General features: G+C 59.1%; 16 protein-coding genes. 13 read left to right on the forward strand and 3 right to left on the reverse strand.

Annotated elements, in window-relative coordinates; all coding sequences use genetic code 11:
* The first annotated feature begins 8 nt into the window (after positions 1-8).
* From TBK1r_RS01085 to egtD, 7 genes are all read left to right on the forward strand, one after another.
* Entirely contained in the window at positions 9-1,325 is a 1,317-nt protein-coding gene (locus TBK1r_RS01085; protein WP_372895335.1) for a thiolase family protein, read from the forward strand.
* Between the two features lie 3 nt (positions 1,326-1,328).
* Entirely contained in the window at positions 1,329-3,473 is a 2,145-nt protein-coding gene (locus TBK1r_RS01090) for a 3-hydroxyacyl-CoA dehydrogenase NAD-binding domain-containing protein (protein WP_145207135.1), read from the forward strand.
* Entirely contained in the window at positions 3,470-5,494 is a 2,025-nt protein-coding gene (locus TBK1r_RS01095) for an acyl-CoA dehydrogenase family protein (RefSeq protein ID WP_145207136.1), read from the forward strand. Before TBK1r_RS01090 ends, TBK1r_RS01095 begins: the two co-directional genes overlap by 4 nt.
* 142 nt (positions 5,495-5,636) lie before the next feature.
* Entirely contained in the window at positions 5,637-6,620 is a 984-nt protein-coding gene (locus TBK1r_RS01100; protein WP_145207137.1) for a patatin-like phospholipase family protein, read from the forward strand.
* Between the two features lie 353 nt (positions 6,621-6,973).
* The gene (locus TBK1r_RS01105; RefSeq protein ID WP_145207138.1) at positions 6,974-8,368 is read left to right on the forward strand and encodes an IS4 family transposase; all 1,395 of its coding nucleotides are present in this window, start codon (positions 6,974-6,976) and stop codon (positions 8,366-8,368) included.
* 279 nt (positions 8,369-8,647) lie between these two features.
* Complete coding sequence (gene egtB, locus TBK1r_RS01110) at positions 8,648-10,015, forward strand: ergothioneine biosynthesis protein EgtB (protein ID WP_145207139.1); 1,368 nt, start codon at positions 8,648-8,650, stop codon at positions 10,013-10,015.
* 51 nt (positions 10,016-10,066) lie between these two features.
* Positions 10,067-11,038, forward strand: a complete 972-nt coding sequence (egtD, locus tag TBK1r_RS01115; protein WP_145207140.1) for an L-histidine N(alpha)-methyltransferase — start codon at positions 10,067-10,069, stop codon at positions 11,036-11,038.
* Positions 11,039-11,102: 64 nt separating this feature from the next.
* On the opposite strand, the gene TBK1r_RS01120 is transcribed toward egtD, so the two are convergent.
* Positions 11,103-11,975: a ThuA domain-containing protein gene (locus tag TBK1r_RS01120; protein WP_473772481.1), complete on the reverse strand. Its 873-nt coding sequence runs from the start codon at positions 11,973-11,975 to the stop codon at positions 11,103-11,105.
* Positions 11,976-12,044: 69 nt separating this feature from the next.
* Positions 12,045-12,842, reverse strand: a complete 798-nt coding sequence (map, locus tag TBK1r_RS01125; protein ID WP_095737959.1) for a type I methionyl aminopeptidase — start codon at positions 12,840-12,842, stop codon at positions 12,045-12,047.
* A gap of 537 nt (positions 12,843-13,379) precedes the next feature.
* Here map and TBK1r_RS38085 point away from each other — a divergent pair.
* The 4 genes from TBK1r_RS38085 (at position 13,380) to TBK1r_RS01145 (ending at position 20,031) form a co-directional block, all read left to right on the forward strand.
* Positions 13,380-16,514 (forward strand): secretin N-terminal domain-containing protein, encoded by a 3,135-nt coding sequence (locus TBK1r_RS38085; protein ID WP_419580837.1) that lies wholly within the window; start codon positions 13,380-13,382, stop codon positions 16,512-16,514.
* 136 nt (positions 16,515-16,650) lie between these two features.
* Positions 16,651-18,345 (forward strand): GspE/PulE family protein, encoded by a 1,695-nt coding sequence (locus TBK1r_RS01135; protein WP_145207141.1) that lies wholly within the window; start codon positions 16,651-16,653, stop codon positions 18,343-18,345.
* Positions 18,346-18,349: 4 nt separating this feature from the next.
* Positions 18,350-19,561 carry a type II secretion system F family protein gene (locus TBK1r_RS01140; RefSeq protein ID WP_145207142.1) on the forward strand — a complete coding sequence of 404 codons (1,212 nt, stop codon included), beginning with the start codon at positions 18,350-18,352 and terminating at the stop codon, positions 19,559-19,561.
* A gap of 179 nt (positions 19,562-19,740) precedes the next feature.
* The gene (locus TBK1r_RS01145; RefSeq protein WP_145207143.1) at positions 19,741-20,031 is read left to right on the forward strand and encodes a hypothetical protein; all 291 of its coding nucleotides are present in this window, start codon (positions 19,741-19,743) and stop codon (positions 20,029-20,031) included.
* Positions 20,032-20,308: 277 nt separating this feature from the next.
* On the opposite strand, the gene TBK1r_RS01150 is transcribed toward TBK1r_RS01145, so the two are convergent.
* The gene (locus tag TBK1r_RS01150) at positions 20,309-22,537 is read right to left on the reverse strand and encodes a peroxidase family protein (protein WP_145207144.1); all 2,229 of its coding nucleotides are present in this window, start codon (positions 22,535-22,537) and stop codon (positions 20,309-20,311) included.
* Between the two features lie 309 nt (positions 22,538-22,846).
* Here TBK1r_RS01150 and TBK1r_RS01155 point away from each other — a divergent pair, with 309 nt between their 5' ends.
* Both TBK1r_RS01155 and TBK1r_RS01160 read left to right on the forward strand, forming a co-directional pair.
* A complete protein-coding gene (locus TBK1r_RS01155; protein WP_145207145.1) occupies positions 22,847-25,174 on the forward strand; it encodes a DUF1549 and DUF1553 domain-containing protein in 2,328 nt (775 codons plus the stop codon).
* A gap of 14 nt (positions 25,175-25,188) precedes the next feature.
* On the forward strand, positions 25,189-26,553 hold the full coding sequence (locus TBK1r_RS01160) for a DUF1501 domain-containing protein (RefSeq protein WP_145207146.1): 1,365 nt from the start codon (positions 25,189-25,191) through the stop codon (positions 26,551-26,553).
* Positions 26,554-26,835 lie beyond the last annotated feature (282 nt).

The following is a 26,835-nucleotide window of genomic DNA, read 5'->3' on the forward strand; positions in this document are numbered from 1 at the left end:
GCATGTCGATGAGTCAATCAACATCCAATTCACAACCGATTGCCGTGATCGCCGGTGCACGCACGCCGCTGTCCAAGGCCTTTACCGATTTGGCGGACGTCAGCGCCGTGCAACTCGGTACCCATGCGGTCACCGCTGCGGTCACCCGCGCGGCCGCCCAAACCGATGCGATGGACATCGACCAGGTCGACGAGCTGGTGATGGGCAACGTGGCCGGACCCCCGGATGCGGCAAACATCGGCCGCGTGATCGCGCTCTCGGCCGGTTTGCCCAAAGAACGCATCGCACACACCGTCAATCGGAATTGCGCCTCCGGAATGGAGTCGATCTTTGCCGCCTGGGATTCCATCGCCCGCGGTCGTGCGTCGATCGTCGTCAGCGGCGGAACCGAATCGATGTCTCAGGTCCCGATGCTGTTTCGACGCGATGCAGCCAAGAACTGGATGCGGTTGGCACGCAGCAAAACGATCTGGCAAAAGCTGCAAACACTTGCCGCGTTTCGGCCGCGACATTTTAAACCCGTCGTCGGAATTCAGCTCGGGCTGACCGACCCGGTGTCGGGATTGAACATGGGCGAAACGGCCGAGGTGCTGGCCAGAGAGTTTGGGATCACACGCGAGGAGCAAGACGCGTTTGCGGTGTTGAGTCACCAACGCGCTTCGGCGGCGCGCGAAGAATGTTTCTTGTCGGGCGAAATCGCCGAGATCGAAACCAAACACGGCGTCGTCGCCAAAGACAACGGCCCGAGAGACGGACAATCCCTCGAACAACTCGCCCGCTTGAAACCCCTGTTCGACGCCGGGGGAAGTGTGACCGCGGGCAACAGTTGTCCGTTGACCGATGGCGCCGCGGCGTTGGTGTTGAGCGACCTTTCCACGGCCGAGCGATTCGAGCAGCCGCTGGGCTACATCACCGATTACGCGATTGCCGGTTGCGATCCCCATCGCATGGGCTTGGGGCCGGTTTACGCGACGGCCAAGCTGTTGGCCAAGAGCGGCATGTCGCTGGCCGATTTTGATTTGATTGAACTCAACGAAGCCTTTGCCGCACAGGTGATCGCCTGTGAGATCGCGGCGGCTTCGAAATCATTCGCATCCCAGGAATTGGGACGCCGCCAACCGCTCGGCGAGTTGTCGCGCGACGTGATGAACATCCACGGCGGCTCGATCGCCTTGGGACACCCCGTCGGAATGACCGGAACGCGGCTTGTCTTGACGCTGCTGCGGGCGCTGCGGAAACGCGGCAAACAAGTCGGCCTGGCGACGTTGTGCGTCGGCGGGGGCCAGGGAGTGGCCATGATCGTCCGAACCCATCTCGAGGACTGAACGATGACTCATCAAAATCTCAGCAACTTCAAGCTCTCCCTGGACGATTCCGGCATCTACCGAGTCGCGCTCGATGTTCCCGGCCGACCGATGAACGTGTTGGACGAAAACGTGATGGGGGAACTGGAACAAATCGTCAACGAATTGGAAACCCGCGGTGACGTCAAACTGGTGGTTTTCAAAAGCACCAAAGAGAGTGGCTTTCTAGCGGGCGCCGACGTGGAGGCGATTGAATCGATCCGGTCCGCCGAACAGGCCGATCACTTGATGAAGCAAGGGCAACAACTCTTTGAGCGGATCGAAAAACTGCCGATGACGACGCTCGCCGTGTTGCATGGTCCCTGTCTGGGCGGCGGACTCGAACTCGCACTCGCCTGCGACTATCGAATCGCCCGCGACAACAGCAGCACCAAAATCGGTCTGCCGGAAATCAAACTCGGACTGATCCCCGGTTGGGGTGGCACCCAGCGATTGCCCCGACGCGTCGGACTCAAGCACGCCCTGTCGATGATTCTGTCGGGCAAACACCTGTCGGCGCGCGAGGCCAAGCAGATCGGCTTGGTCGATCGGGCGATCCCGCCGGACCGCTGGCGGGACGACGTGGTGCGGGTGATCGATACGCTGGTGCGCGGCGGATCATTGCGTCGCAAGCTATTGAGCACCGGGTGGATCGGCCGTGGGGTCGAGCGACTTCCATTGGTGCGAAACATGATGGTTTCGGTGACGGAGAGACGTCTGGCCGGTAAGTCGAAACATTACCCGGCGCTGGGTGCGGCGATTCGCGCCATCGTCGACGGCTACCGCCAGCACGTCGATGGCTTTGAAACCGAACGCCGCGAATTCTGTCAGCTGATCAATACCCCGACCTGCCGCCAGTTGTTGCGACTGTTTTTCTCCCGGGAACGCGCCCGAGACATGCAAACCTGGGCGCCCCAATCGCTACGTCTGATTCACGGCGACCCGATTCGACGATTGGGTGTGATCGGCGCCGGTGCGATGGGAGCGGGGATCGCTCAGGCCGCCGCCATTCGCGGCTACGGTGTGCACATCAAGGAAGTCGATGACGAGGCGGCGCATCAGGGTTCCGCACGCGTCGATCGACTGATCTCAAAGTACAGTCGGCATAAACAGTGGAACGAATTTCGTGAAGGGGAACTGCGTGATCGCATCACCATCGGAACCGATTACCACCTGTTTGCCAACGTCGACTGCGTGATCGAAGCGGTCGTCGAACGGATGGACGTCAAGCAGCGCGTGCTGGCTGACGCAGAAAAGGAACTCGGCAAATCCGCAATCCTCGCCACCAACACGTCCTCGCTGTCGGTGACGGAGATGGCCCAGTCGCTCCAGCGCCCCGATCATTTCGCCGGCTTGCATTTCTTCAATCCGGTCCATCGCATGGAATTGGTGGAAGTGGTGCGTGGCGAACTGACCAGCGACGCGACGATCGCCCAACTGGTCTCCTTCGTGCGAGCATTGGGCAAGACACCCATCGTCACGTCCGATTCGCCGGGGTTCCTGGTCAATCGTATCCTGTTCCCCTACTTGGGCGAAGCCATCTTGATGGTCCGCGAAGGGCAGGACGTCGGAACGATCGATCGTGAACTTCGCCAGTTCGGGATGCCGATGGGGCCGCTTCAATTGCTCGATCAAGTCGGTTTGGACGTCGCACTGCATGTCGCCCGATCGCTCGAGGTGGTGATGAGTGACGTCGACGACGTGATCGAAGTGTTGTCGCCACTGGTAGCGCGGGATCAAATCGGGGTGAAGTCAAAGCGTGGATTCTATGACTACCGTGGCAAGAAACCACAGCCGCGACAGACGTCCGAAGTCGTGGATTTTATGGTGGAACCGGCACCGCCGGAACGTTTCACCCCCGACGGGCTGTCCGACATTCAGCGACGGCTCGTGTATCCGATGTTGGCCGAAGCCATCCGCTGCGATGACGAACGGGTCGTCGAGCATTCTTGGGCGATCGACCTGGCCATGGTTCTGGGAACCGGGTTTGCCCCTCACCGGGGCGGCCCGCTGAGCGTGGTCGAGCAAATCGGTACGCAGACCGTGTTGGCAAACATGGAACTGCTGCGTTTGCAACACGGCGAACGATTTACTCCACCGGAAAAGCTTTTACTGGGAGCGAAACAATGAGCTTAGAAATCGATCCAACCACGACCAACGCGACCACGCCGGTGGTGTCCTCGGGCACTGCACCTGTCAAGCCATCGAGGACGGACGACGAGCGGCAAACCGATCACGCGGAACCAGAAACCGCGTCCGAAAAGCCGACCGAGTCGTTCGCTGAGATCGCACTTCGACTGGGCGGCGCATCGGTCGACGAGGCGCAGCGCACCGGCGTGATCGATACCGCCGACGATCAGGTCGAAGATCTGTTCGCCGAGCAGCACAAGACGACTCACAGCCCGATCCACCGGGCGGTCTGGGATCGTCACGTGCCGACGGAGTTGTTCGCGCCCAATCTCGCCTTGCCCAGCGGTGACGTGGCACGCGTCGTCGATCGATCGTTGAGCATCGTGCGGACGCATCGCAAACTTGGTTCGTTGATTGATGATGACGGCAAGATCAGTGACGAGGTGCTGCAGGATCTAGGCGACGCCGGTTACTGGGGCTTGTTGGTGGGGCGCGAGTACGGCGGTTCGGGCGCGACGATGCGTGATTTCGCCAGGATGATCACGCAAATGGCCACGATCGATCCGACCGTGGCCGGGTTGGCGTCGGTTCATGGATGTATCGGCGCGGTCGACCCACTGCGTGCGTTCGGCAGTGAAGACCAAAAGCGTCGTTTTTTGCCGGGACTGGCCGACGGAACCCGGCTGTCGGCGTTCGCGCTGACCGAACCGGGCGCCGGAAGCGACTTGACGGCGTTGCGGACGACCGCCGTTCGTGATGGAGAGGACTATGTCGTCAACGGAGAGAAACTGTTCATCACCAACGCGACCTTTGGCCGAACGATCGGATTGGTTTGCAAAATCGATGGCGTTCCGAGTGTCCTGATCGTTGAACTGCCGCAGCAGGAAACCGATTCGTTTCGGATCAATCGCTATGGGATCTACGCGCTTCGACGTGCCCAGAACAACGGGCTGGTCTTTAAAAACTTCCGTGTCCCGGCGGCCAACCGATTGGTCCCGCGACGCGGCGATGGTTTGACGATCGCCTACCACGGTCTGAATCTGGGGCGTGTCTCGTTGTGTGCCAATGCGGCCGGCGCGATGCGTTGGATGTTGGCCGAAATGTTGCCCTGGGCCCGCTACCGGGAAACGTATGGGCAAGCGATCGAAAAACGCGAACTGGTTCGCCGCCGTGTCGGACACCTGGCCGGGCTGATCGTTGCTTGCGATGCGTTGACGCACTGGTGTGCAAATTTGCTGGACCAAGGTTACCGTGGCGAAATGGAGTGCATCATTGCCAAGATCTTTGGCAGTGAAGCTCAAAAGGAGGCGGCGATCGAGTTGTTCATGAAGACGCACGGAGGCCGATCGTTCTTGGCCGGACACTTGTTTGGAGACAACGTCCATGATTTCCTGGCCCCGTGTATCTACGAAGGCGAAGGAGAGATGTTGGGGATGGCGTTCTTCAAGTCGCTGGTCAAGCAACATGGCAAGCAGCATTTTGAACCGATCGGACGGACGCTCCACGAACGGGGCATCAAAACGCCCAACCTGGCCAACCCGACACATCTGTGGGCGCTGCGTCGTCCGATGTTGGGCTACGCGAAATGGTATCTCGGCCGCACGATGCGTCCTTCGCGTTGGAGCAAACTTCCCAGCAACACCACGTCGAAAGAACTCGACCGGCATGTCCACTTCGCGAAACGCTACCTGTCCGCAAGCGGAATGGAGATCAGCGGTACGATGCGTCAGCACCAATTGAAACTGGCGGACCGTCAATGCCGGATGTCGGCGCTTTCGCTGCAGATCCAAAACGCGGTCACGATGCTGGTGACGGCCCTGTATGCCGCCGGTCAAAACGATCCGGTCACGCGTGCGGCCGCCGACACGGTTTGTCGTGAACTGAAGCGTCGTATCACGGGAGGGCATCCGAGCGACAGCGATTTTCGTCAGGTCACGACGCTGGGAGCGATGATCGCCGAGGAAGGTTGGAATGAGTTGCTCGGCGTCGAAGCGGGGGCGATTCTACAGGGGTACAAGTGATGCGTGGCACGCGTGTTTCCGCACGGGACAGGTGTTATTGCACGGGACGGCGTCTCCGGTGTCGGACGGCGCTCGTCCGGGCCGCAGCGAACGTCGTTGCGGCGACCATTTTCCGCTCGCTGCTTGGTAGAAGGAACCATCAATGAAGATGATTGAAGCCACGGACAGGAACCAAGTCTTGTCGATGGGAGGACAAGTCAACTGCGACAGCAACCGTCGCGCGGTGATCGCGTTGGGCGGTGGCGGCGCGCGGGGGCTCGCACATTTAGGTGTCATGGAGGCGATCGGTGAATCGGGAGTTCGAACCGAGCGCATCGTTGGGGTCAGCATCGGCAGTTTGATGGGCGGCCTGTGCGCCGTCGATTCCGACATCAAACAGGTGCAGGCCAAAGCGATCGGACTCCTGCATTCACCGGTCTTTTCAGAAAAATGCCGGCAGCTGATGGCGGCCGCTTCGAAGGTCTCAGCCGGCAGCCGCAATCAGTCGCAACAGCTCGGCCCAGCCGATTGGTTCGGGCTGTGGTACCGTCGACTGGAACGCATCATGCGGCACGGCCACCGCTTGACGAAGATGGTGCGTGGGCCGTCGATCCTCTCCGATGAGATCTTGCACGAAGCGATCGACGCCTTGGTTCCCGATATCGATTTGTCAGAGACACGGATCCCCTTGAGCATCGTCGCGGCGGACCTGAAAAGTGGTCATCGTGTCGTCTTGGAACGCGGCCCGCTGCGAAAAGCGATCTTGGCATCCACTGCCATCCCCGGCTTTTTTCCTCCGATCCCATGGGACGACATGTTGTTGTCGGACATCGGCGTGTTGGATGCGATCCCGTTGTCGATCGCAAAATCCTATGCGTCGGATCTGACGATCGGCGTCGATGTCGGCAGTTCGGTGCAGCGGATCGACACCTTCGGGACCGCGATCGACGTGGTGATGCGGATGGAAGAAATCGGAGAGCGATTGTGTCGTCGCCACTCGTTGCCCCACGCCGACATTCTGATTCGACCCGACGTCGGTTACCGACCGTGGTACGACTTCACCGAACCCACCGCGTTGATTCAGTCGGGACTGCAGGCGGCCAGAGCGGCACTGCGGCACATGTCCCCCGCCAGCACCGCATGTTAGACCAACCCACGCGCCTAACGCTGTGAAGTATTTTTTAGCGGTAGGGCGCGAGCCCTCCGGTGTTTCGGGAACGATGAGGAACCGGAGGGCTTGCGCCCTGCCGCTAACACCTCGTCAAACGCAGGGAATCAATGCTTCACAGCGTAGCCACGCGCCGCTCGCTCACGCTTCCCGCTGAAATCACCCGCACGCCGCGTCAACCACCACGTCGCGTCAACCAGCACGTGGCGTTAGCCCAATGCCACCTATTCTGGACCCTATCGGGTGGCGCGGTCCCAAAAACCCGGTTTTGGCACGATTTTTGCGCCTGGCAGGTAAGTTTACACTTACTGCCTTTCTGACTGGGAATCGCCATGGTCGACCCGACGACACTCGGTGCCGATGAAGAGTCTCGCTTTGGCAAAGCCAAAGCGTTGCTGGCTGAGCTTCTTGAATTACCCAAACTACAACGGGTCTTTGAAGATCACGATTGTGCCAACGCGCGGATGGTCTATACGCAGGCCCCGACCCTCTGGCTACTCGTTTTACAACGGCTCGAAGGAGGCATCTCACTAACCGATGCCGTCGCAGATTTGCTCAAAAATCATACGGATATTTTGCCTGACAATCGAAGGGTTCAAGAGAATCGCCTTTCCGAAAACAATTCGGCCTACAACGCCGCCAGAAAAAGGATTCCGCTCGCTGTCGTGGAAGAGTTTTCCCATCGAATCTGCGATCACCTTGCTTCCCGCGCTCCCAAAGCCTTTCTCGATCGACGTGTATTCATTATCGATGGGACGACGATCACGCTTCCTCCGACCGAAGCACTTCAGAAAGCGTTCCCGCCGGCGTCCAACCAACACGGAGAGACGGTTTGGCCTATTGCGAGATTGCTGGTCGCAAATGAAATGCAGACCGGGTGCGCGTTGTTGCCGCAAGTCGATCCGATGTACGGAGCGGACAACAAAAGTGAACTTGAGCAAGCCAAGCCGATTATTGAACGACTCCCGAAACGCTCGATCGTTCTGGCTGATAGCGGTTTTGGGATTTTTAATGTCGCCCACCACTGCCAATTACATCATCAAGACTTCGTGCTGCGGCTGACCAAACAGCGATTCAGGTCGTACCGCAAGTCGGCTACGTTGGTCGACCAAGGGGACGGGTACAAGACGTTTCACTTGATTTGGCGGCCGACACCGAAGGACCGCCGAACCAATCTCGATCTTAGTAAAGACACGTCTATCGAAGTCTTTCTCCACCAAATTGAACTTGAAAATGGAGACACGCTGGAGATCGTGACGAGCCTTGAGACGGACGCTCACTCGGCCGCTGCCCTGTACGTTCGTCGCTACGATGTGGAGTTCGATATCCGCGATGTCAAAGTGACGATGGACACAGAAAACATTCGCGCCAAGAGTGTCGACACGGTGATGAAGGAGCTAATGGGATCGATCATCGCTTATAATCTTGTCGCTCAGCTACGCAAACAAGCAGCGAAATTGATTCGAGTTGACCCTCGCGAGCTCAGCTTCACGGGAGTTTGGACGACGTTCAAGCATCATCTGCTACGTGAAAAGCTTACGACCCTGGAGGAATGGAGGCTGGCTTATCACGGCGCTTTGGTGAGCGCAGCGGGCCGCAAACTTCCCAATCGAAAATTGCCTCGCAGCTACCCACGCATAGCCCACCCGCGGCGCCAAAAGACAACGAAATTCCAGAAGTCACTTCGAAGAAAAAAACAGCAGCCCGATGATATACCACCCGAATGACCACAAAGTAGGTGGCATTGGGCGTTAGCCAGTGGCGCGTCACTCCGCCCTCACATTCCCACGCGCCGCTCGCTCACGCTTCCCGCTGAAATCACCGGCACGTGTCGCCAACCAGCACGTGGCGTTAGCCAGTGGAGCGTCCACTGCTCCGTCACTGATTTCAACATTTTTGCCGCAGACATCCCAGCTCGCTGCCGCTGTCTCTTAAAATCGATTTCATAGAAAGCACTGACGACAGAGTGCACGGGACATTTCGATTTTATTACGGGGGACCTTGGCATGGACACCAACAGCGGGACGGTGGCGGTCCAAAACGCGCACGCGGCGGATGGTTTGATCGACCGTTTCTTTCAGGTCCGTGCATTTTCAGAAAAGATCGTTGAACCTCTGTCCCCCGAAGACTGTGTGATTCAGTCGATGGACGATGCCAGCCCGATCCGTTGGCACCTGGCGCACACGACGTGGTTCTTCGAAACGTTTTTGCTGAAACCGAGCGGGGATTACCGCCCGTTTGATGAACGTTTCGAGTATTTGTTCAATTCCTATTACAACAGTGTCGGTGAACAATACCCGCGGGGAAAACGCGGCTTGATCTCTCGTCCCGGTTTGGCAGAAACCCTCGACTATCGCAGCCACGTCGATCAAGCGATGCGGTCCCTGGTGGAAGGCCACGATCTGACCGACGAGGAGCGGCAGGTGTTGGAAATCGGAATCCATCACGAACAACAGCATCAGGAATTGATGCTGACCGATCTGAAACACGCGCTGTCGTGCAATCCGCTTGCACCGGTTTATCGCGATGGCGCGTGCGAAGATCTCGACACAGCGGTCGGCCAGTCATGGCTCGAGTTTGATCCCGGCGTGGTGCGAATCGGACACGACGGCGACTCCTTTTGTTTCGACAACGAACTTCCGCGACACCGTGTTTTTCTGGAACCCTTTCAAATCGCCGATCGCTGCGTGACCAACCGCGAGTACCTGGAGTTCATGGAAGACGGGGGATACGATCGGCCCGAATTGTGGTTGTCGCTCGGATGGACGGCGGTCAACGAGCACGGTTGGCGATCGCCGTTGTATTGGACCAAAACGGGTTCGCGATGGTCGCACTTCACGTTGTCCGGACGCAAGCCGATTCGGCTCGACCAGCCCGTCTGCCATGTCAGTTATTTCGAAGCCGACGCGTATGCCCGCTGGGCCGGATGCCGATTGGCAACCGAAGCGGAATGGGAACACGCCGTCTGCAGTCAGCTGGACGACCCGTTCTCGGCAACGCAGCGCGGCAATTGGAGCGACGAACTGCTCCGCAGCGGCCGCTGCATCCACCCCAAGTTGTCTGGCACGGACAGTTACTGCAATCCGCAATCCCACTATGGCGGCATCGACGGTGACGACCCGGACCAGCCTCCATTGGCCGACGCCATGGGCAACGTGTGGGAATGGACCAGCAGCCACTACTCGGCATACCCTGGCTACCACGCACCGGCGGGTGCGTTGGGCGAATACAACGGAAAATTCATGTGCAACGTCTTCGTGCTCAAGGGCGGTTCGTGCGCGACTCCGTCTGGACATGCGCGTCCGACCTATCGCAATTTTTTCGCCCCAGAGTCGCGCTGGCAATTTACCGGCATCCGGTTGGCACGTTGCTAAGCTACCAGAGTCCCCCGATTGTTGACTCGACCATGGACCAGGGTACGCACCGTGTTAAAAACCGCACCATCAAAATCGTCTTCTCGATTGATCACCTTTCAGCATGACGTGATCACGGGACTGGCCGACAGCCCCAAACGTTTGCCGTGCAAGTATTTTTACGACAAACGTGGGTCGGCGTTGTTTGATGAAATCTGTGAACTCGACGAGTACTATTTGACCCGGACCGAGCAAGCCATCATGGACCGGTACGCGTCTGAAATGGGCGCGCAGATCGATGCGGGAGCGATGCTGGTTGAGTATGGCAGCGGCAGCAGTATTAAAACACGAATCTTGCTGGATCATCTGATCGACCCGGTCGCATACGTCCCAGTCGATATTTCGCATCGGCATCTGCAGCGCGTGGCCGAGAGATTGCGGGCGGATTACCCGCACCTCGAAATCATTCCGGTGACCGCTGATTTCACCCGTCCGTTTTCACTCCCAACCCCGCGCAAACCCGCCACGCACTGCGCCGTTTACTTTCCCGGATCGACGATCGGAAATTTTGAACCGGCCCAGGCGGAGCGACTGTTGCGATCGATCACCGAGCGATGCGGCGATGGCGGCGGGCTGCTGATCGGGATCGACTTGGTCAAAGATGTCGAAACCTTGGAGCGTGCGTACAACGACGATTCCGGCGTGACGGCGGCGTTTAATCTAAACCTGTTGCACCGGATTCGCGACGAACTGGATGCCGACATCGACGTGGAAGCGTTCCAGCATGTCGCGTTTTACAACGACGCAGCGTCCCGAATCGAAATCTACATTCGCTCGTTGAAACGGCAGACGATCCGCATCGCGGAGACATCGTTTCAGCTCGATGCAGGCGAATTGATTCACACCGAGTATTCGCACAAGTACACGATCGAAGGCTTTTCGAAGCTGGCCGCTCGTGCGGGGTTAGAATTGCATCGCAGTTGGACCGACGATGACCAGTTGTTCGCCGTGCTGCATTTGGTGGTCACCGGCGGGCAAGCGTAGCTGCCGTCGCCGGTCGGCGGCCGCACCATGTACTGGCGAGCGCGGTGACAAGACTGTTGTCCCGCTACTTGGCGTCTGCTTTCAGATTGTCGGTGGCCCAGAGGATCCCGCGGGAGACCAGGTCCAGGTAGCGATCGTCGCCGACGGTTTCGTTGTTGTGGCCGAGCGTGGTGCTAAAGATTTTTGTTTGGTTGGGCCCGTACAGATTGGTCCAAACCACGACCGCCTGAGCTGTTTTGGGTTTGGCGTTGGGGTTGTCTTTCAGATCCTTCTTTCGCGGCGATTGAACTTGATCCCCGGTCGCCAGCACTTCGGTGTTCCCAAACACTCGGACGTTGTTGTAAAGCTCTTCGTTGATCGTCGTCCAGTTGTTGAGCCCCTTGGTGATCGGATGATCCGCTTGGGTGTAATGAACATCGATCGGTGATTGCGGACCATGGCCGGTCGATTGAACGCCGATCATCTCGTACCAGCCGGCGTTCTCGGCCCCGATTTCGACCGGGTTTCGGAAATCGCCCCAGCGGTAGCTGTGCATCGCGCAGTGCAGGTTGACCGCGGGAACACCGGCCCGGTGGGCAGCCAAAATACGATCGACGTAGGGGCGTTCGGTGACCGACGCGGAGCACTCGTCGTGAAGGACTACGTCGTAGTCTTCGGCCCAGTCATTCGATTCGTAGACTTCGAAACGGGTGCTGGTCGTCTTGCTGGGATTAAATTCGATCGTCACCACGGCATTGATCCGCTTCTCGATGCCTTTCTTTAGCAACTGGGTTTGGGTTGCGTAGTCATGGCAGCACCCGCCGGCGACCAGTAAGACCTTCAGCGGTTTGTCTTGTGCGTGGGCCGGTTGGAACGTGGTGAACGAGATCAGCACGACGCCGCACAGGAACATGCGGACAGCGAAACAACAGACAGAGAGACTTCGGAGCGGGTTCATGGTGCAAGCCTTGGTGAGTCGGATCAACCGATGGAGCAGGAGAGGTCGTCGCGGGGCGAGCGGTCGACGTTAGAATTGATGGCCTTTGCGGGGGCCGTCGTTGCACTGGGTCAGAATCTCGGGACCGTCCTCGGTCATCATCACCGTGTGTTCGAACTGGGCCGACGGTCGACCGTCTTTGGTCCGCACCGTCCATCCATCCGCCTTGTCACAACGGGCGTAGCGGGTTCCGGCATTGATCATCGGTTCGACGGTGAAACACATGCCGGGGAACAGTCGATCGATGCGGCTTTGCCGATTCGGGAAGTGCGGGATCGAGGGGTCCAGGTGAAATTGTTTGCCCAGTCCGTGACCGACGTATTCGCGGACGACCGAAAAACCACGCCGGTGAGCCTCGGGCACGATCGTCTCGCCGATTTTCGAAACTGTGCATCCGGGGGTCAGCGCGTCGATCGCCATGTGCATGCAGTCGAAAGCGCATTGGGTGACCGCTTTGCGTTCCTCGGAAACCTCTCCGATCAAAAACGTTTCGCTTTGGTCCCCGTGCCAGCCGTCGACGATGGTGGTCACGTCGATGTTGACGATGTCGCCTTCTTTGAGCTCTTCGTCGCCGGGGATGCCATGGCAGATCACTTCATTGATGCTCGTGCAGCAGCTTTTCGGGAAATTCTGATACCCCAGCGTTGCCGCGGTATGCCCGTTGTCGAGCGTCCACTGTGCGATCATCTCATCGATTCTGCCCGTGGTGATACCGGCCTTGATGTGCGGTCGGATGTAGTCCATCAGGCTCGCATTGACGCGTCCGGCGCGGCGCATGGCATCGCGTTGCTGGTCGTTTAGTATCAGTTTTCGTTGCTTTTGCAGCATTCCTTTCATGTTCCCTTCGATGCGAACAGCGGTAGATCTGCTCGTGGTTAATCCTGCGGCAAACCGGCGTCGGTTCTCTGGTGCCCTGTCGGAATCGTGTTCGATCGCCGGCCGGCGTCAGAGCGTATCGTACCAACCCGAAAGTGTCGTTCGTAGAACCGAAAACACCCCTCGCTCAGATTTTTTGGAAGCCCACCGGCGGCAGATCCTACGACCCGATCGGCAACACGAGGTCCGTGGCCAAGACAATTACGGGCATCGCCATGCCCCGCCCAGAGGGGCATAGAGTGCGAAAACCATGCCTTCGCGGCCATCAACTGGCGTGAAAACAGCACGAATCAACCGAATTCCGCGATCAGTCGAGAAACCCTGGCCCATGCGGAAGGTTAGATCAGTGGGCCGGCCATGTGATCTCCGCTTCTGAAAACTGGTGCGATTGGCGCCGGGCGATTTGATGGGGGGTAATTAGAATGAGCCGGTCGGCAGGCCCATTGAGTCGAAATCTCATCCACTTCTTTTGACAAAACCGCTGCAATAATGCATTTCCAACTCCCATCGTGCAACGAATGCTCGTGCAACCAAAGCTCATGCAACGCAAGCTCGTGCACCGATAGCAACGCACCGATCGGCGCCAGCATCCGCCTGCCGCTGCGGCAGGTGTCCGGGCTGGCGAAATCGTCGCTTCAGATCCTTTTCGCCGCCGTGTTGGCATCCACGCTGCCGATCTCGACGCTTTCGGCGCAAGAACAGGCGCCTGCGGGAGACCCGGCAGCCGAAACGGCCGAAGCCCCGGCAGAGGAGATCGACAGCGAAGACCAAGTCCCCGCCTCGCCGTCGGACCAGGCGTCGGACCAGGCGTCGGACCAGGCGTCGGACGAGTCCCCCGCGACTCAGCCTACACCGGCTCTCCGCGGCGAAGACGTGACGCCGGAAGAAGCCGCACGGATTTTGTTGGACGAACTCGATCGCCCCCAACAACCGTTGCTGCGATTCAATTTCACCGGCGCCAGCTGGAAAGACGTGCTGAATTGGATGGCCACCGAAGGCGATCTGTCGCTCCAGATCGACCGCTATCCGGAGGGCTCGATCTCCTTCATCGATCGCTCGCGGATGTACACGGTCGCCGAGGCCTTGGATCTGTTGAATCGATTGCTGCTCGATCGCGGTTACGCCTTGGTCCGCCGCGGTCGTATGCTGTTCCTGATCGACCTGGAAGTCGAAAACGCGGACAAACTGATCAGCGAGTTGGCCGATCTGGTCCCGCTGGACGAACTGGAATCACGCGGCAAGAGCGACATCGTGAGCGCGATCTTTCCGCTGGGCAGCATGACGCCCGACGAAGCCAAGACGCAATTGCCTCAGATGGTCGGGCCCTGGGGGCGGGTGATCGTGCTCGACAGCGCCCGCCAAGCCAAGGTGACCGAACGGGCGGAGAAACTCGTCGCGATCCGCGAGGTCATCAAACAGTCTGACCAGGAAGTGCACGAGATCAAACTGCAACACCGCAGCGCCGAGGAATTGCTGCAAACCGCTCGCCCCTTGCTCGGACTAGAAGCCGACGAAAACTCCAACGACGACATTCGCATCTCCGTCGGGCTCTACGGCGATCGAATTTACGCCACCGGGTTGCGATCCAAGGTCAGCATTCTGGAGAACCTGATCGCCAAAGCCGACCAACCGCTGGAAGGTTCCGGTGACGCCACCGAAGCAGAAGTGGCTCGCCCGGTGTTCCAAACCCATTTCGTGCGTGTCGCCGACCCCGCCACCGTGTTCGAAGTGCTGCAAACGCTGCTGCAAGACGAACCCGGCACGCGGGTCGCCATCGACCCCGCCACCAACGCCATCATCGCCTTCGCAACGCCCAACACCCACAAACAGATCACCGAAGTGATCGCCAAGATGGAAGGCAGCGGTGAAGACTTCGAAGTCTTTCAGCTCAAACGCATCGACCCCGCCCAAGCCTTGCTGACCATCAACAAGTACTTCGGCGTGACCGAAGAAAACACCAGCGGTCCGATTGTTGACGGCGATCCGGCGACCGGAAAACTATGGGTTCGCGGCTCGCAAGACGAAATCGAACAGATCCGACGACTGCTCGAACAACTCGACGGCACCACCAGCGAAGGCTTACTCAGCGGGAAAGTCCGACTGTTGCCGCTCAACGGTCGCCAAGCCGAAGACGCGCTGCGACAACTGCAACTGTACTGGCGAATGACCGGACGCGACAATCCGATCCGGGTTGTGTCTCCGTCCGGGGCCGGTGAATCCAACGGCATCCGTGAACGCAAGATCCAGCGGGCGCCGTCCAACTCGGCCGCGCCGCCGACGCAATCCACGTCGAACCCTGCCAGCAACCTCGACGCATCCCGCTTCGATTCGCGACGGTTCTATTACCTCACCCAAGCCCCGGCGGCATCCAGCCCGGCGGACAACCAAGGCGTCAACGACCCGTCCGAACCCGTCACCACCGAAGTCGCCAAATCGCCCAGTCCGGACATCATGATCGAACTGACGCCCAATGGCATTCGGATCGCTTCGGATGACACCGAGGCGTTGGACGAATTAGAAGAGCTGCTGTCTCAACTGATCGGCCCGATGGGAACGTCAAGTGACCTGCCGACGATCTACTGGTTGAAGTACATCCAGGCCGATATCGCCGCCGAAATGATCGCCAGCATTCTCGGTGGCGGCGATTCGGCGGGCAGTTTGACCGACACGATCACCGGCGGACTCGGCGGCGGCATGTTGGGTGGACTGATGGGATTGGCCGGCGGTGGCGGTGGCGAGACCTCTTCGGCCAAGTCCATTTTGACCTCCACCGGTTCGGTCAACATCGTTCCAGATCTACGACTCAACGCGCTGTTCATCCAAGCCAACGAGCTGGATTTGCAAGTCATCGAAATGGTGCTTGAAAAAATCGATATCGAAGAGAGTCCCGAAGACATCGAGTTGACCGCGACGCCGCGGATGATCCCCGTGCTGTATCAAAGCGCCGCGGAAGTCGCCAAGGTGGTCAAGGAGATCTACGCCGATCGCGTCGCCGGTGCCGATCAGGGACGCAACAATGGCGGCGGCGGAGGAGGAGGTCGTGGCGGGCAACCCTCGCCGGAAGATTTCATCAACGCCCTGCGCGGCGGTCGAGGCGGCCGCGGCGGCGGTGCCGAGACGGCGAAAAGCGAACGCTCGAAGATTACCGTTGCCGTCGACGTCCAAAGCAACTCGTTGGTGGTCACGGCCACGACCAAAGATTTTGAAGAGATTCAAATGCTGGTCGAGGCGCTCGATCAAGGCGGCCGCGTCAATGAAGACGAGACCGTCGTTTACACGCTGCCCGGCACACTCAACGGAAACACCATCGTGCAAGCGTTGGAAGCCATCCTCAGCGCCAAAGTCGAAACCAAAGACAGCGGGTCCACTTCCTCCAGTACCCCGGGGGCTCGGACCGGAGGCGATAGCACTAGCAGCACTGAAGCGGCTGATGCGATGCGGCAACGGATCGAAGCGTTTCGATCTCGGTTCGGCGGCGGTGGCGGCGGCAGCCCCTTCGGCGGCGGACGCCCCGGCGGATTCGGCGGCGGCCGTGGCGGCGGCGGCGGATCACCCTTCGGTGGCGGCGGACGCGGTGGTGCTCCCGGTGGTGGTGGCGGCGGTCGTCCCGGCGGCGGACGTTAACCCCGACCAAGGAAACGTCTCTAGCGCGCCAACGGGGATCGACCACGATGCAAACTCCCCGGTCGCGCCGACGTTCTCCCCCACAACACAGTACAATCCAAGCATCACTCTTTGGAAGAACACCGGAACCGATTCCATGATCATGCGTGCAGGCGAAATCCTTCGACGACGCGGACTGCTCAGCGACGCCCAGCTGGCAGACACCCACGGCAGCAATGCCTCCGATATCGTTCAAGCCGCCGTCGAAAAAGGCTTCGTCGGTGAACGTGAAGCGCTCGAAGCGCTCGCCGAGGAAGTCGGCTTGGAGTTTGTCGACTTACGCGACACCGAAATCGACCTGGCCGCCTTGGAAGGCTTCCCACAGCGGTTGATCTATCGCCAGTCGCTGTTTCCGATTCGCTTCCAAAACGGATCGGTCGTCGTGGCGACCGCCGATCCACTGGACCTCTACCCGCTTGATGAAGCCAGCGCGGCGACGGGCAAAAACATCATTCCGATCGTCGCCCAACGCGGCGAGATTGCGCGGCTGATGAAGCGACACCTCGGTGTCGGTAGCGAGACCGTCGAAGACCTGATGGCGGCCGCTTCGGACGACGAAGACGTCGAGTTGCTCGAAGAGCTGGAAACCGACGGCAGCGAACTGAGCGAGATGGCTCAGGAAGCGTCCGTCGTCCGCCTGGTCAACGAAATCTTGCTCGAAGCCATCGAGACGCGCGCCAGCGACATTCACATCGAAACCCAATCCGATGGCTTGCTGGTCCGCTATCGGATCGACGGGATTTTGCACCGCCAACCCACGCCACCGGAAATCAACCGGTTCCAAGCCGCCATCATCAGTCGTTTGAAGATCATGGCACGGCTGAACATCGCCGAAAAACGGCTGCCCCAAGACGGACGCATCAAGCTGAGGGTTCACGGTCGCGAAGTCGACATTCGATTGAGTGTGATCCCGATGATCCACGGCGAAGGCTTGGTGATGCGGGTGCTGGACAAATCCGCCATGGTCTTCGATCTCGGCAAACTGGGGATGTCCGATGAGATCTACCAAACCTACAGCAAGCTGATCGAGTTGCCGCACGGCATCATCTTGGTCACCGGCCCGACCGGTAGCGGTAAAACCACGACGCTCTACAGCAGTCTGCTGCAGATCCGCAGCGAAGAAACCAAGATCATCACCACCGAAGACCCGGTCGAATACCAACTCGACGGCATCAACCAAATCCAGGTCCACTCCAAGATCGGATTCACCTTTGCCGCGTCGCTGCGAAGTATCTTGCGGCACGACCCTGACATCGTCCTGGTGGGGGAAATTCGTGACCTGGAGACGGCCGAAAACGCCATTCAAGCGTCGTTGACCGGCCACTTGGTCTTCAGCACCTTGCACACCAATGACGCCTCGGGGGCCTTCACCCGGCTGGGCGACATGGGCGTCGAACCGTTCCTGGTTGCGGGGACCGTCGAAGGCGTGATGGCCCAGCGACTGCTCCGTCGACTCTGCCCGCTGTGCAAAGAAGCCTACAAGCCGTCGCCGGACGAAGTGCCCCAGGATTTCCCCTGGGATCGCGCCGGCGAGTTCACTTGGTATCGCCCGGTAGGTTGCCGCGAATGTCGCAATCTGGGTTATTCCGGCCGGATGGGTATTTATGAACTGTTGGTCACCAATGACGAAATCCGCCAGCTCGCCCAGGATCGGGCCAGCAGTTGGGTCATCCGCAAAGCGGCCGTGGATGCCGGCATGCGGACCCTGCGGATGGACGCTTGGGACAAAGTGATCGCGGGCATGACGAGCATCGACGAAGTGCTACGCGTTTCCAAGGGCGAGGCTCTCTAGAATCATGCCGACGTTTGCCTACACCGCCCGCGACATGGCGGGCAAGACCGTGAGCGGTTCGATCGAAGCCGCCAATGAACGCGAAGTCGCCGCGCTGCTGAGCGAAAAGTCGCTCTTTCCCTCCAAGGTCGCCGCCGCCCAAAACACCTCCGGCCGCTCCCTGTTTGGCCAGCGGAAACGTGTCAAAGGCCAGACGATGGCGACCTTTTACGGCCAGCTGGCCTCGTTGCTCCGCAGCGGTGTGCCGATGATGCGCTCGCTGACCGTCCTCGGCGAACAAGCGACTGACCGGGTGTTGGGCGATATCGTCAAAGAAATCAAGGCGCGGGTCGAAGACGGCGAACCGATCGGCAACGCGATGGCACGGTTTCCCAACGTGTTCTCCGACATGGCGATCAACATGGTCCGGGCCGGGACCGAAGGCGGTTTCCTGGAAGACGCCCTGGAGCGTGTCAGCACGTTCACCGAACTGCAGGAGGATCTGAAGGGCCGAACCATCAGCGCCTTGGCGTATCCCGTGTTCCTGTTTTCCGTCGGCTCCCTCGTCATCAGCGGGCTGCTGGTGTTCTTCGTCCCCAAGTTTGATGCGATGTTTGATCGTTTGCGGCAAAAGGACGAGATGCCCTGGTACACCGAATCGCTGCTCAGCTTCAGCACGGTGCTGCAACAATACGGCTGGGTGCTCGTCATCTTGGCCATCGCCTTGATCGTGGTGATCAAAGTTCAATTGGCAACCGAAGCCGGCAAGCAGATGATGGACAAGCTCAAGCTGCGGATTCCAGTGCTCGGCAACATCCTGATGAATCTAGCCGTCGCGCGATTCTGTCGCGTCCTGGGCACCCTGCTGGGAAACGGCGTGCCGATCTTGAAGTCGCTTGAGATCAGTCGCTCGGCCGCCGCCAATCGCTTGCTCAGCCAATCGATCGCCGATGCGACCGAAAACATCCGCGGCGGTGAATCCCTGGCGACACCGCTGCGGGCCTCTGGCTATTTTCCCCCATCGGTGGTGGAAATGATCAGCGTGGGGGAGGAAAGCAACTCCCTTGAGAAAGTTCTTCCGGAAATCGCCGACTCACTGGAGAAGCGAACTTTCCGCAGACTAGACCTCTTTGTACGATTACTCGAACCAATGATGTTGCTGGTCATGGCGTTTTTGGTTCTGGCTGTTGTGCTTGCACTGCTTGTGCCGGTCCTCAAGAGCAGCACAAGTCTGTAGTTGTAAGATTTGCTCGAACGATTTACCCGATCGAGCCGATTGAACCGAAAGACCATGTTCCAGTCAGAACTGTTGTGTTCTCGCTACGTCAATCTTTCATTGGAACATTTGGTTCTCTTCTGACGTAGAAAGGGCAACGAGCGGGCAAGTTCGGCGTACCAACTGTGGGCGGTGCGGATATGAATCTCTTAATCATCTGGCTGATCGTTTCAGTCGTCTGTACGGGCGTCGTGCTCGTGTGCATCCGGTTCGCACCTCGGATCGAGGATGAACCTTTGAACAGTTACTGCGATTCGGAGACACGCGTCGACCGCCGCCAAGGGCCTGCCGAACCTCAGAGCAAAGCGCCCGCTTGCGAAACGCGAGGTGAGATCCGCTCGATCCACCGCCCCAAGCCGGGCAAGCGAGCCCCGCTGGCGCCCAAACTGTCCCACTTCGTGATCAACCGGCCCGAAGAATCGCAGTCGTAGTGCTCCGTCACCACACGCGTTAGCGAGTGAGTCCGTAACCAAGTCCGCTGACGGTTTGATCTCGACCGGTAAAATCGTGAGCCGATGGCGCTATCCGCAGGCCTCGCGAAACGCAAGGTCGTCTCCCCAGCGCCCGCGTTTAGAATTCCGTGTCAGCTCAATTTCCGGGTAGTGGACGAGGCGACGAGTCCTCCGGTCTTTCCGGGCGCCTTCGAGCCGATACCGGACGGCTCGCGCCGTTCCGCTAACGCATTCAGCCGCGAACACCGCGACCGCTTTACACCGGCAACTCGAAATCGATCCCTTTCAGCCGCGTGCTTCCGTTGGAGATCAACACGTCCACGACTTCACCGCTGTCGGCCAACCGGACTTGGTAGTCGCCGGTTTCTGAAAAGGATCGGAAACGATAATTGCCACGACTGTCGGTCACGGTGGTGTCGATCACATCACCACTGTCGTTGAGTAACTCCACCGTCGCCCCTTCCACGGCAGCCGAGCGTCCCCGATCGAAACCGCCGCCTCGTTGGGAGGAACGAGCCAAACGGTCGCTAACGGTGTTGTCGACGGTGACTTGGCCGCGAACTTCGGCAAGCATGAAGAACACGTTTTCCTGCAGCCCCTCGACCGATGTATTCCGCTCGATCACGTCGGTGAGCGAGGTTTGTTCAATCGCACGCAGCTCCAGTCCATCGAAGACGTTTTCGTAGTAGAACCTGTCGCCGTCACGCAATCGCTGAAATTGATCGGCGATGATCGTGGACGTCAGCTCACCGACGGACGCTCCGCGCAAGTGATCTTCGGCCATCAGCCCGACCCACAGGTCGATGTTGTCGACATCACCGTACAACGATTCCAGTTTTTCCTGCAGCTCGACATCGCTGGTGATGTCGGCAAACGATTTCACGGCGTCCAGACCGTAGGCCTGTCGCGTCGTGTTGTAGTCATTCAATCCGTGATCGCGGCCGCGTTGAATGTTCAACGCCACCAGATCAAACCCGCCGGCCCCAGGTGCCCCGAACAGAAAGTTTCTCAAGCTATCGACGACTTCCAAATCGATTTCCTGCGATTGCGAAGAAGCGTCGTACTTGAGGATCGCGTCGATACCGGTTTCGTCCAGCAGCGTCGGGTTGAAGAACGCGTCTTTCAGTTCGACCTCTTCGTGAACCTCGCGACCATCGTTGTCAAAGAATTCGATGTCGTCGTTCAGCGTGCTGTGTCCGAACCGAAACGCTGCGGTGGAAAATTCAGTCGCGATCGTCGGGTCCACCGACGAATCGTAGCCTTCGTAGGGTGTCAGTGCGTTGTTCCCGAGCAGAGACGGTAGGAATTCGTTGTAAGTGATCGATTGAATCTCAGCGATCACGATCGCGCGGGCGCGCTGGTAAATCTCTTCGTCGGTCAGCGAATCATCGGTCGCAGCGATCTGCTCGGCCAAACGATTGTGCTCGCGAACGAACAGCGTCTGGATCGCGGTCAGCGAGAGGTTCTCGCTGGCGCGAATGTCACCGGCGATCACGCCGCCGTCTTCACCGATCGGCAGCAATCCGTCGTCTTCAATCACCAGCATTCCCCCTTCAAACGTCCGCAGTCGATCGGCGGTCTGCTGATCGCTACCGTAAACTTGGGATCCATCGATAAAGGCGGTGATCGAACTGATCTGTTGACGCGGGTTGTCGACCGAGGTTCCGGTTTCCGGGTCGAATTCCGATCTCGTCAACGGAATGATCACTTCGCCACTGCCTGTCGGATCAAACAGCGGATCACCGGCGGGGACTTCGATGGCAAACCGTTCGCCATCGGTTTGCGTTTCCGTCAGGTCGATGTCGTGATCGATGAACTGACCCCAAACGTACAGGAATGCGGACAACCCACGCTCATTCTTGGTTCCGTCACCTTCGACATCCGACAGTGTGTTGCTGATCTCACGGGCGCTCGGCCGGTCGGCCCCGGCGGGCGTGGAGATGCCGTCTTCATAGTCCGCCTCGGCGATCCGCAGCAACGCTTCACCGGTGCTCCCCAAGTCGGGATTTTCGAGGTTGTTTCCGGTGCCGTCGATCGAGCGGACTTCATCGGGCAATTCGGGAATCACGGTCGTGGTTCCTCCATTGCGATCGCCGCGTGAAGAATCGTCCACGGTCCCGTTGCGTTCTCGTCCGAGTCGATTGATGACCCTCAATGCGTCGAGCACACTTCGCCGACCATCGTTGTTGACGTCTGTGAATCGCGAGGCATCATCGCCACCGTTACGATTCATCGAATTAATAATGATCAGCGCATCGACGGCGGAGACCTCGCCATCGTCGTTGACGTCTTCGGCATCGAAAACGTTGTGTCGAAATCCGTCGAAATCGGCTGCCAGCAGACGCCGTCCTTCCAACGCTTCCCCCCGTAGCGGTCGTCTGCGACGGCGACCTCGGGGGGCGGAGGCATCACGTCGGGAAAGACGTTCCAGGATGCGGATCTGTAGTCGGCGAAAAGAATCAGAAGTGGATTCGAAAAGGCTCATGGGAATTGCGCTCGCATGGGGGAGGAGAAGAGACGAGGAGGCGGGCGGGGAACGGCGCCGCTAACGATTGGGGAACATCCGGAGCGGTGATGTCACACCCGCAGCTCACGTTTTTGCCGAGTCGCCGTACCGCGGGACCGGTGGGCAATCCCCACGCCACCGACGACGATTTGGTATAGTGAACCATCCGCGATTGCATCCCGCCCCCGCAGTTCCACGCCTGCAATCTCACGCCCGCCGGCACCTTGATCACCGTCCCTAGCGTGATCGACCACGCCGACGTGCGACCTGCCTCCTGCTGAAATCGATATGTTCCGCACGTTTGCCTTGCCGCTGCTCGTCGCGACCGTCTGCATACACTTCGCCAGCCCTCTTCGCGCCGACCAATCGCCACCCGCCGCCGCATCCCCGTCTGCGTCCCCGGCCCATCCCCCGAAATTCACCATCGACGTCATGCCCGTGCTGTCCAAAGCCGGTTGCAACCTGGGGACCTGTCACGGCAACTTGAACGGCAAGGGCGGATTGAAGTTGTCTCTGCGCGGCCAGGACCCGCAGTACGATTACGAGATGCTGGTGCGTGCCGCCAAGGGACGTCGCATCAACGTCGCCGCGCCGGAGTTGAGCCTGTTTCTTCGGAAAGCATCCGGCGGTGTCGCACACGGTGGCGGTACGCGGTTTTCCACCGACTCGCCCTCGTACCAATTGCTCACCCATTGGTTGCGTCACGGTGCGCCGGGACCGTCCGCCGAGGCGCCGCGTTTGGTCGGGCTAGAGGTGCAACCGACGCAAGCGATCGTCGCCGATCCAGATCGAGCACTTCCGGTCCATGTCACTGCAACGTTTTCCGACGGTACATCACGTGATGTCACCGATACCGCCTGTTATGAACTGTCCAATTTGAACGCGACGGTCGATGCCGATGGTGTTGTCACTCGCGACAAGTTCGGCGAAACCACGCTGATCGTTCGCTACCTGCAAGAGCAACGTCCGGTACCGATCGCCTTTATCGAATCAAGGCCCGATTTCGTCTGGAGTGATCCCCAGTCGTTCAACGAAATCGATCGACATATCTTTGCAAAACTGAATCGCCTGCGGATCAATCCGTCGCCGCTGTGCGAAGACACCGTGTTTGTTCGCCGCGTCTATTTAGATGCGATCGGACGAATCCCGACGGCCGACGAAGCCAAAGCATTTGTGTCCGATCCGGCCTCCGACAAACGCGACCGATTGATCGACCGATTGCTCGCCCTGCCCGAGTTCGCGGATTTCTGGGCGCTGAAGTGGGCCGACGTCCTGCGAACCGAAGAAAAGGTATTGGACACCGAAGGCGTGGAAGTCTTTCACGGTTGGATTCGAGACAACATCGCATCGGGCCGTCCCTTGGATCAGTTCGTCCGCGATCTGGTCACGGGAACGGGCAGCACGTTCGCGCAACCGGCGGCCAACTATTACCGTGCCAACCGCGACCCATCGATTCGGGGCGAAACCACCGCACGTCTTTTCCTCGGCACACGGTTGCAGTGCGCCAAGTGCCACAACCATCCGTTCGATCGCTGGACGCAAGACGATTATTACCAATGGTCGTCGCTGTTTTCGCAAATCGGTTACGAAATCGGTGAGAACAAACGGCAAGACAAACTGGACAAGAACGAGTTTGCCGGTGATCAAACGGTGTTAGTGGCCAAGATGGATGAAGTTCGCAATCCAACCACCGACCGTGTCGCGTCACCCAAATTTCTCGGCGGAAACCGACTCGACGATCAAGCGATGAAGGACCGCTTGGCTGCGCTGGCGGATTGGCTGACGGCCCCGGACAACAAGCTGTTTGTCCAATCACAGACGAACTTCATCTGGTACCAGCTGATGGGGTTGGGCTTGGTCGATCCGATCGATGATTTTCGTTTGACCAATCCGCCCAGCAACCCTCCGCTGATGGACTGGCTCGCGACGCACTTTGCCGACAGCGGTTTTGATCTTCGCAGCCTGGTCGGCACGATCATGAAATCCCGAACGTATCAGCTTTCCGCCGAGCCGAACGAAACGAACGTCAACGACCGCACCTGTTATTCACGATCCAACGTGCGGCGATTGCCGGCCGAAGTGATCCTGGACATGCAGAGCGACGTGCTCGACTCCCCGGCTCGCTTCCTCGGCTATCCGACGGGAATCCGGGCCGTGCAGATTCCCGGCGTACGCAGCAAACAAGCCCGCAAAAGCGCTCCCGAAGCCGGCGACCGTTTCCTGAAAACCTTCGGCAAACCGGATCGGATTCTCGCCTGCGATTGCGAACGCTCCAACGAAACGACGCTCAAGCAAGTGTTCGTGCTGGTCGGTGATGGCCTGAATGATCGACTCGCATCGCCGACCAATCGTATCGCCCGTTTGGCACTGTCGAAACGATCCGATGCCGACGTGGTCGAGGAACTCTACTGGGCGGCACTGTCACGTCCGCCGACCGAGGCCGAGCGAACCGCGGCGCTGCAATTGATCCGTGGCCCTAACCACAATCCGGCAGCGTCATGGAAAGACCTGCTCAGCGCCGTGGTGAGCAATCCTTCGGGCAACAAACGAGCCGACGCCTTGCAAGACATCGCCTGGGCGTTGTTGAACGCAAAAGAATTTTTGTTCCGCAAATAGAGCCATCAATCACCATGAGACTTCCTCCAATGGATCGGCGTTCGATTTTGCGTGTCGGCGGTGCTGGCATGCTGGGGCTGACGATGCCGAACTTGATGCGTGCGGCCGAGCGTGCCACCTCGGTCAAACCGAGAGCCAAATCGGTGATTTTTTTGTTTCAGTGGGGCGGCCCCAGCCAGCTCGACACCTTTGACATGAAACCCGACGCGCCCGAATCGGTGCGCAGCCCCTATCGCCCGATCTCGTCCAGTGCCGATGGGATTCAGGTCTGCGAACTGTTGCCCGAGACGGCCAAACGGATGCATCATGCGACGCTCATTCGCACGATGACGCACACGATGAAAAATCATGCGTCGGCAGGGTACTACGCGCTCAGCGGTCACGAACCACCGAGCGACGACCAACGTTTGCGTGATTCGCTGGATCTGTATCCCGCTTACGGAAGCGTCGTCGACCATCTCAGCCCCAACCAGAACGGCATGCCGACCTCGGTGGCCTATCCACATGTGATCCGCGATGGCTCGATCGTTCCCGCCCAGCATGCCAGCTTTCTGGGGAAACGCCACGATCCGTTGTTGTTCTTGGAAGACCCCAATGACCGGGACTTCAAATTGCCCGAGCTGAGTCTGCCGCGGGGGCTATCGGTCGACCGGCTTCATCGCCGTCGCGAGATGCAAAAACTGGTCGACGCCCAGACCAGGTTGCTCGAGTATTCGGACCAGGCTCGTGGATTCGACGATTACTACGAACGGGCGATTTCGATGCTGACGTCCGACCGCGTTCGCAAGGCGTTTGATCTGTCGGCTGAAAAAGAATCGGTGCGAGACCGTTATGGCAGGACGACGTACGGCCAAAGCTGTTTGATGGCGCGTCGGCTGGTCGAATCGGGTGTGAAATTCGTGACCGTCTATTTCTCGGCCAGTATCGGCGGGCGCCGGGTCAATGACGGCGGCTGGGACACGCACGGATTCGACAACACACGCATGTACGAGATCGTCAACAAGTACCAACTGCCGATCACCGACCAAACGTTACCGACGCTCTTGGACGACTTAGAAGAACGCGGATTGCTCGACGAAACACTGGTCGTCTGGATGGGCGAATTCGGCCGCACACCGCAGATCAACAAGAACCTCAGCCGCGATCACTGGCCGCAGTGTTACACCGCCCTGCTGGCCGGCGGCGGCGTCAAGAAAGGCTACGTGTACGGCAAGTCCGACGAACACGCCAGCCGGCCCGCGGAGAATCCGGTCAAACCCGAAGACCTGGCCGCCACGATCTACCAACTCCTCGGCATCGATCCGGCAACCGAAATCTACGACCGCAACAACCGCCCCCTGATCATCGGCGGAAACACACTCCACGACGTCATCGCCTAAACAAACAAGGGCACGAGCCTACGTGTTGGTGTGCAGGCTTCAGCCGCCCAGGGTCGCTGCATCGCAGCGAAACCAGCCAACGCGGCAATGGCACGAGCCTACGTGTTGGTGTACAGGCTTCAGCCGCCCACGGTCGCTGCTTCGCAGCGAAACCAGCCAACGCGGCAATGGCACGAGCATACGTGTTGGTGTACAGGCTTCAGCCGCCCACGGTCGCTGCTTCGCAGCGAAAACTGGCAAGACAAGAACGGCACGAGCATACGTGTTGGTGTACAGGCTTCA

The organism is Stieleria magnilauensis (genome assembly GCA_007753675.1).
Classification (GTDB): domain Bacteria; phylum Planctomycetota; class Planctomycetia; order Pirellulales; family Pirellulaceae; genus Stieleria; species Stieleria magnilauensis.

Excerpts from the sequence above, each read along its gene's own strand:
- TBK1r_RS01085 (WP_372895335.1), top strand. The coding sequence starts at position 9 with ATGAGTCAATCAACATCCAATTCACAACCGATTGCCGTGATCGCCGGT.
- TBK1r_RS01090 (WP_145207135.1), top strand. The coding sequence starts at position 1,329 with ATGACTCATCAAAATCTCAGCAACTTCAAGCTCTCCCTGGACGATTCC.
- TBK1r_RS01095 (WP_145207136.1), top strand. The coding sequence starts at position 3,470 with ATGAGCTTAGAAATCGATCCAACCACGACCAACGCGACCACGCCGGTG.
- TBK1r_RS01100 (WP_145207137.1), top strand. The coding sequence starts at position 5,637 with ATGAAGATGATTGAAGCCACGGACAGGAACCAAGTCTTGTCGATGGGA.
- TBK1r_RS01105 (WP_145207138.1), top strand. The coding sequence starts at position 6,974 with ATGGTCGACCCGACGACACTCGGTGCCGATGAAGAGTCTCGCTTTGGC.
- egtB (WP_145207139.1), top strand. The coding sequence starts at position 8,648 with ATGGACACCAACAGCGGGACGGTGGCGGTCCAAAACGCGCACGCGGCG.
- TBK1r_RS01120 (WP_473772481.1), bottom strand. The coding sequence starts at position 11,975 with ATGAACCCGCTCCGAAGTCTCTCTGTCTGTTGTTTCGCTGTCCGCATG.
- map (WP_095737959.1), bottom strand. The coding sequence starts at position 12,842 with ATGCTGCAAAAGCAACGAAAACTGATACTAAACGACCAGCAACGCGAT.
- TBK1r_RS38085 (WP_419580837.1), top strand. The coding sequence starts at position 13,380 with ATGCATTTCCAACTCCCATCGTGCAACGAATGCTCGTGCAACCAAAGC.
- TBK1r_RS01135 (WP_145207141.1), top strand. The coding sequence starts at position 16,651 with ATGATCATGCGTGCAGGCGAAATCCTTCGACGACGCGGACTGCTCAGC.
- TBK1r_RS01140 (WP_145207142.1), top strand. The coding sequence starts at position 18,350 with ATGCCGACGTTTGCCTACACCGCCCGCGACATGGCGGGCAAGACCGTG.
- TBK1r_RS01145 (WP_145207143.1), top strand. The coding sequence starts at position 19,741 with ATGAATCTCTTAATCATCTGGCTGATCGTTTCAGTCGTCTGTACGGGC.
- TBK1r_RS01150 (WP_145207144.1), bottom strand. The coding sequence starts at position 22,537 with ATGAGCCTTTTCGAATCCACTTCTGATTCTTTTCGCCGACTACAGATC.
- TBK1r_RS01155 (WP_145207145.1), top strand. The coding sequence starts at position 22,847 with ATGTTCCGCACGTTTGCCTTGCCGCTGCTCGTCGCGACCGTCTGCATA.
- TBK1r_RS01160 (WP_145207146.1), top strand. The coding sequence starts at position 25,189 with ATGAGACTTCCTCCAATGGATCGGCGTTCGATTTTGCGTGTCGGCGGT.